The sequence below is a fragment of the Rheinheimera faecalis genome, from assembly GCF_021290965.1.
GTDB classification, from domain to species: domain Bacteria; phylum Pseudomonadota; class Gammaproteobacteria; order Enterobacterales; family Alteromonadaceae; genus Pararheinheimera; species Pararheinheimera faecalis.
Genome location: NZ_JAJOYT010000019.1, coordinates 1 through 15,494, shown reverse-complemented (window position 1 = coordinate 15,494; position 15,494 = coordinate 1). Strand labels below are relative to the sequence as shown.

13 protein-coding genes are annotated in these 15,494 nt (G+C 46.3%); 9 read left to right on the top strand and 4 right to left on the bottom strand.

Annotated elements, in window-relative coordinates:
- Nucleotides 1-67 precede the first annotated feature (67 nt).
- From LSG34_RS19880 to LSG34_RS19865, 4 genes are all read left to right on the top strand, one after another.
- On the top strand, nucleotides 68-952 hold the full coding sequence (locus LSG34_RS19880; protein WP_233011081.1) for an ABC transporter ATP-binding protein: 885 nt from the start codon (nucleotides 68-70) through the stop codon (nucleotides 950-952).
- Nucleotides 953-960: 8 nt separating this feature from the next.
- Complete coding sequence (locus tag LSG34_RS19875) at nucleotides 961-4,515, top strand: ABC transporter permease/M1 family aminopeptidase (RefSeq protein WP_233011080.1); 3,555 nt, start codon at nucleotides 961-963, stop codon at nucleotides 4,513-4,515.
- Nucleotides 4,516-4,593: 78 nt separating this feature from the next.
- Nucleotides 4,594-5,352 (top strand): class I SAM-dependent methyltransferase, encoded by a 759-nt coding sequence (locus LSG34_RS19870; protein WP_233011079.1) that lies wholly within the window; start codon nucleotides 4,594-4,596, stop codon nucleotides 5,350-5,352.
- A gap of 31 nt (nucleotides 5,353-5,383) precedes the next feature.
- Nucleotides 5,384-5,857 carry a peroxiredoxin gene (locus LSG34_RS19865; protein WP_233011078.1) on the top strand — a complete coding sequence of 158 codons (474 nt, stop codon included), beginning with the start codon at nucleotides 5,384-5,386 and terminating at the stop codon, nucleotides 5,855-5,857.
- Here LSG34_RS19865 and gmhB read toward each other — a convergent pair.
- Genes gmhB through LSG34_RS19845 form a run of 4 tightly spaced genes read right to left on the bottom strand, consistent with a single transcriptional unit; the run spans nucleotide 5,854 to nucleotide 9,506 of the window.
- A complete protein-coding gene (gmhB, locus tag LSG34_RS19860) occupies nucleotides 5,854-6,405 on the bottom strand; it encodes a D-glycero-beta-D-manno-heptose 1,7-bisphosphate 7-phosphatase (protein WP_233011077.1) in 552 nt (183 codons plus the stop codon). The two genes, LSG34_RS19865 and gmhB, sit on opposite strands and share 4 nt — an antisense overlap.
- Nucleotides 6,402-7,463: a glycosyltransferase family 9 protein gene (locus LSG34_RS19855; protein WP_233011076.1), complete on the bottom strand. Its 1,062-nt coding sequence runs from the start codon at nucleotides 7,461-7,463 to the stop codon at nucleotides 6,402-6,404. The genes gmhB and LSG34_RS19855 overlap by 4 nt, the downstream gene beginning before the upstream one ends.
- 1 nt (nucleotide 7,464) lies before the next feature.
- Nucleotides 7,465-8,925, bottom strand: coding sequence for a bifunctional D-glycero-beta-D-manno-heptose-7-phosphate kinase/D-glycero-beta-D-manno-heptose 1-phosphate adenylyltransferase HldE (gene hldE / locus LSG34_RS19850; protein WP_233011075.1), 1,461 nt, complete (start codon nucleotides 8,923-8,925; stop codon nucleotides 7,465-7,467).
- Nucleotides 8,925-9,506: a D-sedoheptulose-7-phosphate isomerase gene (locus tag LSG34_RS19845; protein ID WP_233011074.1), complete on the bottom strand. Its 582-nt coding sequence runs from the start codon at nucleotides 9,504-9,506 to the stop codon at nucleotides 8,925-8,927. Before LSG34_RS19845 ends, hldE begins: the two co-directional genes overlap by 1 nt.
- 175 nt (nucleotides 9,507-9,681) lie before the next feature.
- On the opposite strand from LSG34_RS19845, the gene LSG34_RS19840 reads away from it, so the two are divergent.
- The 5 genes from LSG34_RS19840 to LSG34_RS19820 all read left to right on the top strand — a co-directional run bounded on the left by LSG34_RS19840 (nucleotide 9,682) and on the right by LSG34_RS19820 (nucleotide 15,445).
- Nucleotides 9,682-10,461, top strand: coding sequence for a glycosyltransferase family 25 protein (locus LSG34_RS19840; RefSeq protein WP_233011073.1), 780 nt, complete (start codon nucleotides 9,682-9,684; stop codon nucleotides 10,459-10,461).
- A gap of 2 nt (nucleotides 10,462-10,463) precedes the next feature.
- Nucleotides 10,464-11,243, top strand: coding sequence for a glycosyltransferase family 2 protein (locus LSG34_RS19835; RefSeq protein WP_127019603.1), 780 nt, complete (start codon nucleotides 10,464-10,466; stop codon nucleotides 11,241-11,243).
- Nucleotides 11,244-13,313: a lipid IV(A) 3-deoxy-D-manno-octulosonic acid transferase gene (waaA, locus tag LSG34_RS19830; protein ID WP_233011072.1), complete on the top strand. Its 2,070-nt coding sequence runs from the start codon at nucleotides 11,244-11,246 to the stop codon at nucleotides 13,311-13,313.
- A complete protein-coding gene (locus LSG34_RS19825; RefSeq protein WP_233011071.1) occupies nucleotides 13,313-14,494 on the top strand; it encodes a BaiN/RdsA family NAD(P)/FAD-dependent oxidoreductase in 1,182 nt (393 codons plus the stop codon). Before waaA ends, LSG34_RS19825 begins: the two co-directional genes overlap by 1 nt.
- Nucleotides 14,495-14,620: 126 nt before the next feature.
- A complete protein-coding gene (locus LSG34_RS19820; protein ID WP_233011070.1) occupies nucleotides 14,621-15,445 on the top strand; it encodes a TnsA endonuclease N-terminal domain-containing protein in 825 nt (274 codons plus the stop codon).
- Nucleotides 15,446-15,494 lie beyond the last annotated feature (49 nt).

The following is a 15,494-nucleotide window of genomic DNA, read 5'->3' as shown; positions in this document are numbered from 1 at the left end:
TTGATTAGTTACTAATCAGCATGCTCCATGGTAGTTTGATGCAAGACACCATAACAAGGAGATCCCTATGCTGGAAATTAAAGGTCTGACCAAAACTTACGACAATGGCGTCAAAGCGCTGAATAACGTCAATTTATCCATCAGCAAAGGTATGTTTGGCCTGTTAGGTCCTAATGGTGCTGGTAAATCTTCGTTAATGCGCACTATCGCTACCTTACAGCAGCCTGACAGTGGCAGCATTGTGTTTAATGGCATTGATGTACTAAAAGACCCACAGGCATTACGTAAAACGCTAGGTTATCTGCCACAGGATTTCAGTGTTTATCCACGTATCAGTGCTTTTGATTTATTGGATCATCTGGCTGTACTTAAAGGCTTTACGCAGAAAAAAGAGCGTAAAGAACTGGTCGAAGGTTTATTGGCCCATACCAACTTATTTCAGCATAAAGATAAAGCCGTTAGTGGTTTCTCCGGCGGTATGCGCCAGCGTTTTGGTATAGCTCAGGCTCTGTTGGGTAACCCGGATTTATTGATTGTCGACGAACCCACTGCAGGTTTGGATCCGGAAGAGCGCAACAGATTTCATAACTTGCTGGTTAGTCTGGGTGAAGAAAAAGTCATTATTTTATCCACTCACATAGTCGATGACGTAGCTGAGCTGTGCCCTGCTATGGCGGTATTGGCGGGTGGCCAGATTTTATTACAGGGTAATCCACTGGATTTGATTCAGCAGGTCGGTGGTCAAATCTGGACTAAAACTGTGTCACAACAGGAAGCGGCTGAACTGGAAAAAGTCTTGCCTGTGATCTCCAAACGCCTGTTTGCAGGTCGCACTGTGCTGAATGTATTTGCAGATCAAGCACCTGAAGGTTTTGTAGCAACAGCCGCTGGCCTTGAAGATGTGTACTTCTCCTGTTTATCGAATCATCGCTCAGCTCAAGCTGCAGCATAGGAGGGGTTATGTTTGGTTTAATGACCCGCTTTGAGCTGAGCTATTATTTGCGTCAGCCGTCCTTTTATGTTGTCAGTTTGTTACTGTTTTTAATCAGCTTTTTATCTGTTGCCTCTGACAATGTCACCATTGGCGGTGGTGGAGAAGTGTTTAAAAATGGCCCTTATGCCATAGGTCAAACTCTGATCACCTTAAGCTTATTTGCGATGTTTCTGGTAGTGAACTTTGTCGGCAGCAGTGCGGTACGTAATCAGCAGCATCAGATGGAAGAGCTGATTTACAGCAAGCCGTTATCCCCTTTTGCTTACCAGTTTGGCCGCTTTTTTGGCAGTTATCTGGTGGTGTTATTGGTCTATATCGCTGTACCTTTGGGTATGTTGTTGGCGAGTTTTATGCCATGGGTTGATGCCAGCCGTTTTGGTCCCACCGACCTCTGGGCTTATGTCTATAACTATCTGGTATTGTCAGTTCCGAGCTTCTTTATCATCTCGGCTCTGTTTTACGCTATCGCTGCACGTTTTCGCTCCATGATGGCTTTGTATCTGATTGCTGTGGTGCTGCTGGTACTTTATATAGTCTCAGGTTCTGTAGCGCGTTTACCTGAATACCGGGTTTGGGCGGCCTTGTTAGATCCTTTTGGTTTACGCACCTTTTTTGATGTCACCCGCTACTGGACTATTCAGGAAAAAAACACTCTGCTGATTGGTTTTGAAGGCGTGTTATTGCAAAACCGCTTGTTATGGTTAGGTGTTGCTATCGTCTTGCTAGCGTTTTCCGGTTTATTTAAATTGCCTTCGCTGGATCGTAAAGACAGTAAAAAATCCAAGAAAACTGAACTGCAACAACCAGAACTGTCGCTGGCCACTTTGCAGAAAAAAGCATCTTCCACTGCGCTTTTGCCTGCTTTTTGGGTTCGGTTGAAGTTTGAAGTGAAGCAAGTGTTGTTGACTGCACCTTTTATTATTTTGGGTTTAATTACAGTCGCTCAGCTGATAGGTCCGCTTTTTGCTGACTTTGGCTGGTACGGCACTTCGAACTGGCCTCTGACTCAGACTATGGTGGGGCATATTATCGGCTCAGTTAGCTTGCTGATGATTATTGTCATTGTGTATTACAGCGCTGAAGTGGTATGGCGTGAACGCAATTCAGGTATGGGCGATATTATCGATACTATGCCTGTACCAAACTTAACCTTCTGGACAACCAAGTTACTGGCCATGGCGCTGGTGATGGCTACTTTGATTGTGCTTGGTATTTTAACCACTATGGGTTACCAGTTGATCAAGGGGATTGAAGACTTTGAGCTGGTGCAATACATGATCCGCTTAGGCTTTTTCTTCCTGTTGCCTTTTATGATGAGTGCTGTATTGGCGTTTTTCCTGCAGGTGTTAAGCCCGAATAAATTTGTGGGTATGGGGCTATTTGTCGGTTACTTCTTAAGTACTTTAGTGATGGCGTCCTGGGGTTTAGGCCATAGCTTATATAACTTTAGTAATTCACCTTCTATAGGTTTTTCTGATTTAAATCAGTATGCGAACAGCTTAAGCACTCACTCGGTGTATATGTTGTATTGGGGCGCTATCAGCACAGTATTATTTGTGCTGGGGTATGGTTTGTATCACAGAGGTCCGTTGCAAAGCCTGAAAGTACGCTGGAGTAAACTGGGTTATCACTTAGGTAACACCGGCAAAGCCGTAGTTGCTGTGTCTGCTCTGGTTGCTGTTGGAACCGGTGCTTTTATCTATCAGCAAACCATAGTACTGAATAACTATATAACCACTGAAGAAACCACAGATTTACAGGCTGAGTATGAGAAAGAATATATTCAGTACGCCGCTATGCCTCTGTTAGTAACCACTGCTGTGAATGCGCAGATTGACCTGTTCCCTTCACAGCAGAAAGTAGTTGCCCGTATGCAAATTCAGTGGCAAAACAAATCGCAGTTGCCTGTTGAAAAACTACTGGTGAACTGGCCTGAGAATACAGAGCAAATGACAGTGACTATTGATGGTGCAAGCCTGGGTGAGCGGGACGCTAAATTCCGTACTTCATGGTTAACCTTCAGCTCTCCGGTCGCTCCTGGTTCTACTGTGGAAGGTGTAATAGAACTGACCCGCGAATCCAAAGGGCTGCGTGAAACAGGTTTTGACTCGTCAGTGGTTGAAAACGGTACCTTTATCAATAACTGGGAGTTGTTGCCGGGTTTTGGTTATCAGGAGCGTTACGAGCTACAGGACAGACACGAGCGCTTAAAACGTGATTTAGAACCAAACGAGCGCGCCAATAAGCTGGAAGACTCGAAGTTTTATACGCAAAACTTCTTTGGTCCTGATGGTGATTTTATTCAGTTTGAAGCCACTATATCCACTGAAGCCGATCAGGTGGCTTTAACGCCTGGTTATCTGCAAAAACAATGGCAGCAGGACGGCCGTAATTACTTCAGCTACAAAATGGACCAGCCTATGGTAAATTTCTATTCCATCAGCTCAGGCCGTTACGAAGTGCAAAAAGCACAGCACCATGGTGTGGCTATTGAAGTCTATTACCATAAAGGCCATCCGTGGAACGTCGAGCGTATGGTGGAATCGGTGAAAGACTCCATTGACTACTTCACTGCTGCATTTGGTCCTTACCAGCATAAACAGCTGCGTATTATCGAGTTCCCTGGCTATCGCAGTTTTGCCCAGAGTTTCGCTAATACAGTGCCTTATTCTGAACAAATTGGCTTTATTACCGACCTGCGTGATCCGGAAAATATCGATCCTGTGTATTACGTAACAGCTCATGAAGTAGCACACCAATGGTGGGGTCATCAGGTGGGTGCAGCTAATGTGCAGGGCAGTGCGGTCATTTCGGAAAGTTTGTCACAGTATTCAGCTTTGATGGTGATGGAGAAAAAATACGGTGCTGACAAAATCCGTAAATTCCTGAAGTACGAGTTAGACCGATACCTGCAAGGTCGTTCTGGCGAACGCTTAGGCGAACAGCCTTTACTGCGTTCAGAAGGTCAGGGTTACATCCATTACCAAAAAGGTTCTGTGGTGATGATGGCAATTAAAGACCGTTTAGGTGAAGAGCGCTTAAATGCCAATTTAAAAGCCTTTAACGAACGCTATCGTTACCGAAATGACCCTTTCCCCACCACTTTGGATCTGGTCAGTTATTTAAGCCAGAACACCGCAGCAGAAGAAAAGGCCTTTATTGACGATTTGTTTAATAACATCACCTTGTACGATTTAAGGGTGAAGGATGCCAAAGTAACTGAACTGGCCGATGGTAAGTTCCAGCTGAATGTGATTCTGCATGCCGACAAGTTAGTGGCTGATGAAAAAGGCACTGAAACCACCCAAGCTTTGGCTGAGCAAATCGATATTGGTGTATTTAGTGTCGACCCGGACCAAACCAGTGGCGAAAGTGGCGTGATTTATCTGAAGAAGCATCAACTGACGACAGGTGAAAACAGCATTGAGCTGGTGCTGGATCAGAAGCCACTTTATGTAGGTGTGGATCCATTTGTCCGTCTGATTGACCGCGACGGCGCAGATAACATCCGCAAGTTGTAAAATAGAGCAGATCTTTAATTCGGGTCAGAGTAAAATTAAATTCTGAATTTAATTGAAACTGACCCGAATTAAGAGCTTATGCCAGGCACCTGTTTTTTTGTTTCTCCTGATTTCCCGCCCGATCTTGCAGTTAGCTTGCAACAGCACTATGGCCTATCGGCTACAGATTCTCCTGAAGGTTGGTATTTATGCTGGACAGGCGATGCCTTGGTGTTGCGCAACACAGAGTTAAATAAACAAGGCGATATACTGGTCGACTTCGCCAGCGGCGCTGCCACCTACAGACGTAAATTTGGAGGTGGTAAAAGTGAAGCTATCGCCAAAGCTGTGGGCTTAACGAAAAAACCGGGTTTAACAGTAGTGGATGCGACTGCAGGTTTAGGCCGTGATGCCTTAGTGCTGGCAAGCCTTGGTGCCAAAGTGACTTTAGTTGAACGTCAGCCAGCAGTCGCGGCATTACTTGCTGATGGTTTACGTCGGGCCTCACTTGATCCAGAATTAGCACATTGGCTGCCTGAACGTATGCAATTGGTGTTCGCACCATCACAGCAGGCGTTAACACAACTGCCATCGCCGGATGTAGTGTATTTAGACCCAATGTTTCCGGCTCGTGAGAAGTCGGCTTTGGTGAAAAAAGAAATGCAGGCTTTTCATCAGGTGGTAGGGACGGATGAGGATGCTGATGCGTTATTTCCGCTGGCCTGGCAATTGGCCAGCAAAAGGGTGGTAGTAAAGCGACCTGGTTATGCAGAGTTTTTAGCAGGGCAAAAACCCAGTATGCAAATTACTGGCAAAGCGAACAGATTTGATGTCTATGTCAAAGCAGCTCTCGAATAACTGAATTAGCTGGATTAAAAGGGATAAATTTATGATCAAAATTGGCGATACCTTACCCGAAGTGACCTTTGCGCGTTTAACCGACAATGGCCCAGTGAACCTGACAACGGCTGAAGTCTTTAAAGGCGAAAAAGTGGTGTTATTTGCAGTGCCTGGTGCTTTTACTCCAACCTGCAGCGCAGCTCATTTACCTGGTTTTATTGAACTGGCCCAACAGTTTTTTGATAAAGGTGTAGACCGCATAATCTGTACTTCAGTCAATGACGCTTATGTGATGGACGCCTGGGGCAAAGCTCATAACGCCACTGACATCGTATTTTTAGCGGACGGTGCTGGCAAGTTCGCCAAAGCTATTGGCCTGGATGCAGATACCGGTGATTTTGGTGGTGTGCGCTCCAAACGCTACGCTATGGTGGTCGACAATGCTGTAGTGACAGCGCTGAATGTGGACGAACCTAAACAGTTTGAAGTCAGTAAAGCTGAAGTGATGTTAGAGCTGGTTTAAACCAGCTCTAATGCTGCTTTAATCGACGGCCAGACTTCATCAGCGCTGGCCTGATCTTCTGCTGTCAGGGTCTGGCCTGATAACACCAGTACTTTGCGGCCAACGCCAGCAGCATTTGCTGCCTGCATATCGGCTTTTTTATCACCCAACATCAGGCTTTGGCCTGGGTCAATCTGATATTTTTCTATAGCCTGCAATAACATGCCCGGGGCTGGTTTACGGCACTCGCAGTCGATTTGATAAGGTGGGGTGGCATTGACCGGATGATGAGGGCAAAAAAATACATCCGTCAGAGTAACACCATGCGACTCAAACTGAGCTTTCATCCAGTCGGTTAACGCATAGAACTGCTGCTCGTTATAATAACCGCGGCCTATGCCGGATTGGTTGGTTACTACTATCAGTAAATAACCCTGCTGCTGTAAATGGCGGCAAGCATCAAATACACCTTCAATAAACTCGAATTGGTCGGGGTTGCTGACATAACCATGATCGACATTAATCACACCATCTCTGTCCAGAAAGGCAGCTTTTTGCATATTTTTCATAACTGCTGTTCTGCCACTACTTTATCGAACATCGCCGTTACAGCCTCTACAGATATTTTCTGCATAATATCGCTGCCTTTGACGCGGGTGCCCCATTTCAGCTCTGCTGCAGTTTTGCCTTGCTGTGCAATTAAAGACTGGTGATACACCTCGACCACATACTGACGGAATAAATAAGGGCCAGTGCGGTCCGGATTACTGTGGCCATATAAACCTATCACCGGAGTGCCAACTGCCACCGCCATATGAGTAGGGCCTGTATCTGGCGCCAGTACTAAACTGGCGTGTTTCAATAAAGCCAGCAGCTGTTTTAAATTGGTTTTGCCTGTTAAATCTGTGATGGGATGCTGTGCCGATGCCAAAATAGCCTGACTTAAATTCCGCTCCAGCTCTGTCGGGCCACCAGATAAGATCACTGCAAAGCCTTTAGCATTCGCATAATCGGCCAAAGCCGCATAACGTTCTGGTAACCAGTTGCGTTCGGCTTTAGAGGCTGCTGGGCTGATGATCAATATTCTGGAATTACCAGTAGCGGCCAGCTGCTCTTTAGCCCATAACTCATCCGCTTCCGGAATAGGTAACTGCCAGGAAGGGGTTTGACCCAGTTCTTGTTCTGATACGCCAATAGCTTTAGCAAACTGGCGAAAACCATCCAGCACATGGCTGCGCGGGGCTGGCTCAATACGATGACGCATAAAAAGCGCATGTAACTCTTTCGCGGTATGCCAGTCGAAACCAATTTTTTTGCGGGCCTTGATACACAGCGAGGCGACGTTAGCGCGAAAGGCCACCTGCATATGCAGCAGCACATCAAAGTAGTCGTTGTTTAAATCCTGCTTCAGCTGGCTATAAGCGGCTTTGCCAAGCTTTTTATCAAAAACCACAAAACGTACACCGGGCAAGCCTTCCAGCAAACGGGCTTCGATTTTGCCGATGATCCAGGTGATCTGCGCCTGCGGATGCTGACGCTGAATAGATTGCACCACGGACACTGCGTTACAGACATCACCAATAGCGGATAAACGCAGAATACAAATAGATGTTATGGGCTGCGACAAATCAGTTATTTCCCTGCAAGTCCTGAATTTTCCGTATTACTTTGCTGGTGGAGCGGCCATCAACAAAAGTCAGCACCTGCACTTCGCCACCATGAGCTATCACCACATCAGCGCCTACTATGGTTGCAATGCTGTAGTCGCCACCTTTGACTAAGACGTCAGGCAATATGGTGCTGATTAATTTGAGCGGCGTATCGTTTTCGGCTGTGTCATCGCCAAAAGGCACCACCCAGTCGACACTGGCCAAACTTGCCAGCACTGTGGCGCGGTCTTCCAACGTATTGATAGGGCGCTGTTCGCCTTTTAAGCGGCGCACTGAAGCATCTGAATTCAGGCCAACCACTAAACGGTCACCTAAAGCCTTAGCCTGAGCTAAATACCGCACATGACCTGCATGTAAAATATCAAAGCAGCCATTGGTGAAGACAATACGTTCGCCGTTTTGACGGGCAAACTTAATATGCTGCAGTACTTTGTCAAAAGGCGTCTGGTAAAAATCACCCTGACGGAATAAATCTTTGTTTAGCTTAGCGGCCAGCTCTTCAGGAGAAACTGTCGCTGCTCCTACTTTGCCTACCACTATGCCAGCAGCTAAGTTCGCCAGTTGAGTAGCGTCATGTAAGGACATGCCAGCACTTAACATCACAGCCAAAGTGGCGATTACGGTATCACCAGCACCTGTTACATCGCTGACTTCCAACACTTGGGCCGGGAAGTGGAAATGTTCAGTGGCGGTAATAAGGCTCATGCCTTGTTCGCTGCGGGTTAGTAAAATCGAGGCTAAACCTGCTTTTTGCATCAGCTCGCGGGCTGAACTGAGCATCTCTTCCACTGACGCTGTTTTGCCACCAGCGGTTTTAAATTCGCCTAAATTAGGCGTAATCACATCAGCACCGGCGTACACCGACAAATCGGCTTGTTTTGGGTCGACCAAGACAGTTTTGCCAGCAGCTTTGGCCAGTTTGATCATTTTAGAAATCTGCTGCAACGAGCCTTTGTTGTAATCACTGAACAGGATCACATCGTAGTTTTGATACACAGCGGCAAAACGCTCTGCCAGCAGTTCAGCATCTTCGCTGCTGAACATTTCTTCCTGATCCAGCCGCACTATTTGCTGTTGGCGCGATACCACCCGCATTTTGGCAATGGTAGGTTTATGATCCTGGCTAAACAGCTCGGAGTGAATTTGTTCACCCGCCAGCAACTGCTGCAAAGACTCGCCCGCGCTGTCGTTACCAATAATACCTAATAAGCCTACTTTACCGTCCAGATGGGCGATATTACGTGCCACGTTGGCAGCGCCACCGGCTTTGTCTTCTATTTTGCTAATTTTCACCACAGGTACCGGCGCTTCAGGCGATATACGCTGCGAGTCGCCATTAAAATAGCGGTCCAGCATCACATCACCCACCACCAATACAGAAGCAGAAGACAAATTTTGCAGCAGGCTCAGGTTAATCATTAGTTGTTTCCTACAATGGCCATATCCAGAGCTTCACAGAGCCAGTGGCCAATAAACATATGCACTTCCTGAATACGGGCTGTTTCGTCATTTTTCACAATAATAGGCAGCTTGGCGATGTCTTTGACTAAACCACCATCACGACCAGTCAGTGCTACAGTAAAAGCTCCTAAGTCATTAGCGGCTTTTAAAGCTAAATTGATATTTGGGCTTTTGCCCGACGTCGTCAGGCCAATCACCACGTCTTGTGGTCGCACTAAACCTAACACCTGACGTTCAAATACGCTGTCAAAATGGTAGTCGTTGGCGTGTGCAGTCAGAATAGAAGTGTCGGTTGTTAAGGCGATAGATGCCAGCGGGCCACGTTCTGCTTTGTAACGCACCATAAATTCAGCAGCTAAATGCTGGCTGTCGGCCGCGCTGCCGCCATTACCCATCCATACTACTTTGCCGCCTTGTTTGAGGCAGTTTTGCACTGCGTCCAACAGCTGCATTGCTTGCTCATGATAGGCTTCCACTGTGGCAAAGGCGTCACGGTGACGTTTTAAACTATCTAAAAAGCTTTGTTTTAAATCTGACATAGGAGGCTCTGTTTAGCTCTGTGATTGAAGGCATTTTAACGGATCTTAGTTATTGCAAAAGAACTTTTTATCCATGGACTCTGTCTTCAGGGCTATTGCGGGAAAAAAAGCTCTGTCTTTAGAAGGCGTTCAGGTAAAATCGTTGCATAGAAGCAGAATAAAGTGGAAGAAAAACATGGGACAGTTTGCAGGATACCCAATCTGGTTAATTAATCTGGATTCCAACCCTGAGCGTTATGAGTCAGCCAAAAAGCAGCTGCATAAGCTGGGTTTGGATGCTGAACGCTTCAGCGCTATTTATGGCAAAAACCTAAGCCAGGCTGAAGTTGCAGCTTGTTATGATCCTGCGTTAAACCAGAAAAAATTCCGTCGTCCTTTGTCGCCAGGCGAAATTGGCTGTTATTTAAGTCACCGCACTTTATGGCAGCGTATGGTGGATGAAAACATCGCCATGGCCTTTATTCTGGAAGACGATATAGATTTAGAGCCTGAATTTCTGACTGTGCTGGAAAAAATCACTCAGTTAAAACACTGGGATATGATTAAGTTGGCCGATGACAGAGCAGGCACTGGTGAGCAGAAAAAAGAGCTGGGTGATGGTTATAGCCTGGTGAATTTTGCCAAAGTGCCCAACTGCACTACGGGTTATGCCTTAACGCTGGAAGGTGCAAAAAAGCTTTTGAGCCGTCCTAAGTTTTTCCGCCCTGTTGATGTGGATCTGCAGTTTTACCCTGAGCTGAACCTGACTGTGTACTCCATGTTGCCTTACCGTTTATGGTCGGCCAGCCGTTTTGAAAGCGAAATCGATAAAATGAGTGGCGGCACCCGTAAAGGCGGCACTTCGTTTTGGCGTAACCTGAAATACCGGTTCCAGCTGAAATCTATCCGCAATAACCACGTCTCTGGTGATCTTTCACAGGTTCAGTTTACTCCAACCAAGCAGGAAGAGGTTTAAGCATGCGTAGCCGTAAAATTTCCTGTTTTGTTATCTCCTGCAATGAAGAAGACCGCATTGAAGCTTGTTTACAGTCGCTTGCTGGCTGGGTTGATCAACTGATAGTGGTCGACTCCGGCAGTAAAGACAGAACGGTAGAGATAGCAGAAAAGTACGCCGATAAAGTCTATCAAACCGACTGGCCTGGTTTTGGCCCACAGCGTAACCGTGCTTTAGCCTGGTGTGAACATGACTGGGTATTGAGCATAGACGCCGACGAAGTACTGACACCTGAGCTGAAAGTGGAAATTGATCAGGTGTTGGCAGAGCCTGATTTAGACGCCAACTTTATCAAAATGCCATGGCACACCTACTTTTTCGGCAAGTTGCTTAAACATGGTCGTTACTCCACTCCTCAGGGTAAATTGTTTTTAAAAACAGGCGCCAGTTTTAAAGACCGTCAGGTGCACGAAACCCTGTTATTGCCTTACGAAAAAGTGCGGGTACTGAAATCGGCCATTATTCACCACAGCTGGCGCAGTTATCAGCATTGTCAGGAGAAGCATGTGAAATATGCTTGTTTAGGCGCTGAAGATAAATTTGCCCGTGGTAAAAAGGCCAGTTTGGGTTTTGCCATTTTGCGCTTTTTCACCGACTTTATTCAGCAGTACGTGCTGCGTTTGGGGTTTCTCGACGGCTGGCGTGGTTTACTGATGGCCATAGTGCTGGGCCAATATGCTTTTCATAAATACGCCGCTTTAGCCACTATGGTGGCTGATGCAAAAGCCAAAGCAAAAAGCTAAATGCAAGCCGGCTTTTTCCTGTTAAGACTGTTGTACAGCGCCTTGATTCTGACGCTGACTCCGCTGTTAGTGCTGTATTTACTGCTACGCTCGCGCAAAGACCCGGCTTATCGCCAGCGTTTTGCTGAACGTTTTGCGTTGAAGCTGCCAGCAGCGTCAGCCAAAGACGGCATAGTGCTTCATACAGTTTCAGTGGGTGAGTTTAACGCTGCCAAACCATTGATTAAACAGCTGTTGTTGCAGTATCCACATTTGCCTCTTACCATTACCTGCACCACACCTACGGCTGCTGCTGCTATTCAAAAATTGCAGGCTGAACAACAGCAGCAGGGTAGAAAGATTGAGCATTGTTACCTGCCTTTTGATTACCCTGTGCTGATGCGTCTTTGGCTAAAGTGGATGCAGCCGCAGTTGTTGCTGATTTTAGAAACTGAGCTGTGGCCTAATTTGGTAGCGAATTGCAAAGCACTCTCTATTCCAACTTTAGTGGTCAACGCCCGTTTATCGGCTCGTTCAGCCAAAGGTTATCGGCGTTTTAGCGCTTTAACTCAGCCTATGCTGCAGAACATCAGCCAAATTCTGACGCAGGACAAAAACAGTGCCCGCCGTTTTAGAGCTTTGGGGGCTAAAAATGTGCAAGTAGCAGGTAACTTAAAATTTGAACTGGATGTGCCAAAAACTAGCACCCAATTGGCGCACAGCTTAAAACCTCTGCTGCAAGACCGGATCGTCTGGGTAGCTGGCAGCACTCATGCCGGTGAAGATGAGCTGCTAATTCAGGCTTATCAGCAATTAAAAGTGCAGTTCCCACAGCTACTGCTGGTGCTGGTGCCACGACATCCGGAGCGTTTTGATGTTGTCGCCCAGTTATTACAACAACAGCAGCTGAAGTTTGTCCGCCGTAGCCTGAATGGTTTACCAGATGCCAGTACTGAAGTCTGGCTTGGCGATTCAATGGGCGAGTTATTAAGCTGGTATCAACTGGCCGATTTTGTTTTTATCGGCGGCAGCCTGATTGAACGCGGTGGCCATAATCCGCTGGAAGCTATGGCGTTCGGTAAGGCCGTGTTATCCGGCCCTTATGTATTTAATTTCCAGCTGGTCTTTCAGTTGCTGCAACAACAGCAAGCCTATTTTCAGGTAACTACAGTGGCGGATCTGGTCAGCACTGTGACTCAACTGATCCAGCAACCAGAACTGGCCATTCAAACCGGTGAAAAGGGTTTAAAACTCTATCAACAGCAACAAGGTGCAGTGGCTCGTATGATGGCTCAGGTCCAACATTTATTGCCCATGGCTGAAATTAAAAAGTTAAATACAGACAATGCTTTAGCTTGGTTTGATCCGCACTTTTATCCGAACTTTGAGTTGGCTTATTTCCAACCTGAATTTTGGCAACAACAGGGCTTAGTCATAGGCCAATCCAAAGGCCGTAATACGGTGTGGTTTATCCGCCAGCAAAACGGTAAAGAGGCGGTACTGCGGCATTATTACCGTGGTGGTTTAGTGGGGAAACTGAATAAAGATAAGTTCTGGCCAGAGCCTGCAGCCCAAAGCCGGGCTATGGCGGAATTCAGTTTACTCTGGCAAATGCGCTTATGGGGTTTACCAGTGCCACGGCCCTGCGCTGCTTTGTATCAAAAGCATGGGTTTAGCTTTGGCTTTTATAGTTATAGCGCCGATATTCTGATTGAACGCATCCCGGGCACCACAGACTTGGCTCATCTGCTGCAACAACGGCCTTTAACTAATGCCGAATGGCAACAGCTAGGTGCATTAATAGCCTCTTTTCATCAGCATCAGGTGTATCACTCCGACTTAAACTGCCACAATATTTTGCTGGATCAGCAAGGCCAGTTTTGGCTGATCGACTTTGATAAATGCGCTATTCGCACAGCAGCAGACTTTCCGGATCAAAGCTGGAAACAACAGAATCTTCAGCGTTTATTACGCTCGCTAAACAAAGAAAAACAGCAGTTGCCAGTCTTTCATTGGCAGCCCGACCAATTCGCCGCGCTTGAGCTGGGTTATCAGCAAGCGGCAAGCCAAACCATACAGAGTACAAACTAATGCAGCAGTGGGACGTGATCATCATAGGGGCAGGCGCAGCAGGTTTATTCAGCGCTATTGAAGCGGCCAAAAGAGGCCGTAAAACCCTGGTGCTGGATAACGGCAAACGTATAGGCCGCAAAATTCTGATGTCTGGTGGTGGCCGCTGTAACTTCACCAATATCTACGCCAGCCCGGCTAATTTTTTATCGCAAAACCCACACTTTTGTAAGTCGGCGTTAAGTCGTTATACCCAATGGGATTTTATCGCTTTGGTGCAGCAATACGGTATTGCCTACCACGAAAAAACGCTGGGCCAGCTGTTTTGTGACGATAGCGCCAAAGACATTGTCGATATGCTGCAACAAGAGTGCGACAAGGCCGGCGTGTCTATAGCGCTGCAGCAGGATATTCAAAACGTCAGTTTTGCCGATGGAGTGTATACAGTCACTACGCCACAACTTAGCCGTAGCTGTCAGAGTTTAGTGGTGGCTTCTGGTGGTTTAAGCCTGCCAAATTTAGGCGCCACAGCTTATGGTTTTCAGCTGGCTGAACAGTTTGGCTTAAACGTATTACCAGTGCGAGCTGCCTTAGTGCCACTGACCTGGCAACCAGCTGATAAAGCGGTATTCGAAGAAATCAGCGGTGTGTCTTTACCTGTCACGGCCGAAGCCAATGATGTGGTGTTTCCGGAAGATATGCTGTTTACCCACAGGGGCTTAAGTGGCCCTGCTATTTTGCAAATCTCCAGCTACTGGCAACCGGGCGACGAGCTGATTATTAACTTATCGCCGCAGCAGGATTTAAACGAATTCCTGCTGGAGCAACAGCAAAAACACCCTGAGCAGGAACTCAAAACTATACTGTCGCGCTTGCTGCCAAAACGTTTAGTCGAAAAACTGCTGGAACTGAATGTATTTCAGAATCAGGCTATTAAAGCACTGCATGCCAAATCTATTCAGCGTTTAGCCGACAGCCTGACGCACTATGTATTTAAACCCAACGGCACCGAAGGCTACCGCACAGCCGAAGTGACTTTAGGTGGTGTCGACACCAACGAACTATCCTCCAAAACCATGGAAGCAAAAAAACAACCAGGCCTGTATTTTGTCGGCGAAGTAGTAGACGTCACCGGCTGGTTAGGAGGCTACAATTTTCAATGGGCTTGGGCTTCTGGTTGGGTGGCGGGGCAGTATTGTTAGTTTTTGTTATGGAACAATAAAGTTTGTACATTGCTGAAATAGTTTGTACACAACGCTCATTTGGGTTAATAAAGTTTGCACACTAGGCTATAGTATATTAAAGATAAATTAGGTCGAGTATATGCTGTGGCGAGACGGAGAAAACTGGATACGCTTGCTGATCTAAAGCGAGCATTACAACAAAAATATGGATTAGGCTCAGGTGCTAGTTACACTCCGTGGATAAGAGTTCAAGATGTTAACTCTCAAGGCCACAGCGGCAAGATCGACGGAATCAAATCAGGCCGAATTCACCATACGCTATCTGAGCAAGAGACGTGCTTTTTCTACTTGGCTGAGTTCTCTGATTCAGTGCTTGATATCCGAGAGCAGTTTCCTCTGTTTCCTCTCACACTCTCGTTAAAAATATCTAAGTTACTTAATGTTGCCCACCCCTCTCATCCAATAACTAAAGAGCCCATCATCATAACTACTGATTTCCTTTTAACGTGCAGTGATGGAAAGCGTATTTGGTATGAGGCGGTATCTGTTAAGCCGAGTGAAAAGCTTTTTGATAAACGAACGGCAGAAAAGCTGGATATTGAGCGAATTTGGTGGGAACTATTAGGTGTACCCTTCCATGTATTTTGCTCAACAGAAATCAATCAAATTAAGTCTAGGAACATTCAGTGGATTACAGATGCTAAACGTAAAAAGTACCCATCATTTGGGACTGAAATAAGAGAAAAAGCCAAGCGCATGTTATCTATCGGTACCATGCAATTGAGTGATATTTGCGAAACGATGTCTCATGAGGTTTGTATTTCGAATGATGATGCTTTGACGTTGTTAAAGTATTTAATTGCCGAGAAAGAGGTCATTGTAGATTTAGCTATGCCTATAGCGTCATCTGGGATGATAGAAATTATCCAAATCAAAATGAATGGGAATTTAAAGCAATATGCAAGTTGAATTAAATAGTGTTTGGCGAATTCACGACTTGGATGGTTTTAAAGACGGC

What these genes read in the sequence shown, in the direction of transcription:
- LSG34_RS19880 (WP_233011081.1), top strand. Translation starts at nt 68, where the DNA reads ATGCTGGAAATTAAAGGTCTGACCAAAACTTACGACAATGGCGTCAAA.
- LSG34_RS19875 (WP_233011080.1), top strand. Translation starts at nt 961, where the DNA reads ATGTTTGGTTTAATGACCCGCTTTGAGCTGAGCTATTATTTGCGTCAG.
- LSG34_RS19870 (WP_233011079.1), top strand. Translation starts at nt 4,594, where the DNA reads ATGCCAGGCACCTGTTTTTTTGTTTCTCCTGATTTCCCGCCCGATCTT.
- LSG34_RS19865 (WP_233011078.1), top strand. Translation starts at nt 5,384, where the DNA reads ATGATCAAAATTGGCGATACCTTACCCGAAGTGACCTTTGCGCGTTTA.
- gmhB (WP_233011077.1), bottom strand. Translation starts at nt 6,405, where the DNA reads ATGAAAAATATGCAAAAAGCTGCCTTTCTGGACAGAGATGGTGTGATT.
- hldE (WP_233011075.1), bottom strand. Translation starts at nt 8,925, where the DNA reads ATGATTAACCTGAGCCTGCTGCAAAATTTGTCTTCTGCTTCTGTATTG.
- LSG34_RS19845 (WP_233011074.1), bottom strand. Translation starts at nt 9,506, where the DNA reads ATGTCAGATTTAAAACAAAGCTTTTTAGATAGTTTAAAACGTCACCGT.
- LSG34_RS19840 (WP_233011073.1), top strand. Translation starts at nt 9,682, where the DNA reads ATGGGACAGTTTGCAGGATACCCAATCTGGTTAATTAATCTGGATTCC.
- LSG34_RS19835 (WP_127019603.1), top strand. Translation starts at nt 10,464, where the DNA reads ATGCGTAGCCGTAAAATTTCCTGTTTTGTTATCTCCTGCAATGAAGAA.
- waaA (WP_233011072.1), top strand. Translation starts at nt 11,244, where the DNA reads ATGCAAGCCGGCTTTTTCCTGTTAAGACTGTTGTACAGCGCCTTGATT.
- LSG34_RS19825 (WP_233011071.1), top strand. Translation starts at nt 13,313, where the DNA reads ATGCAGCAGTGGGACGTGATCATCATAGGGGCAGGCGCAGCAGGTTTA.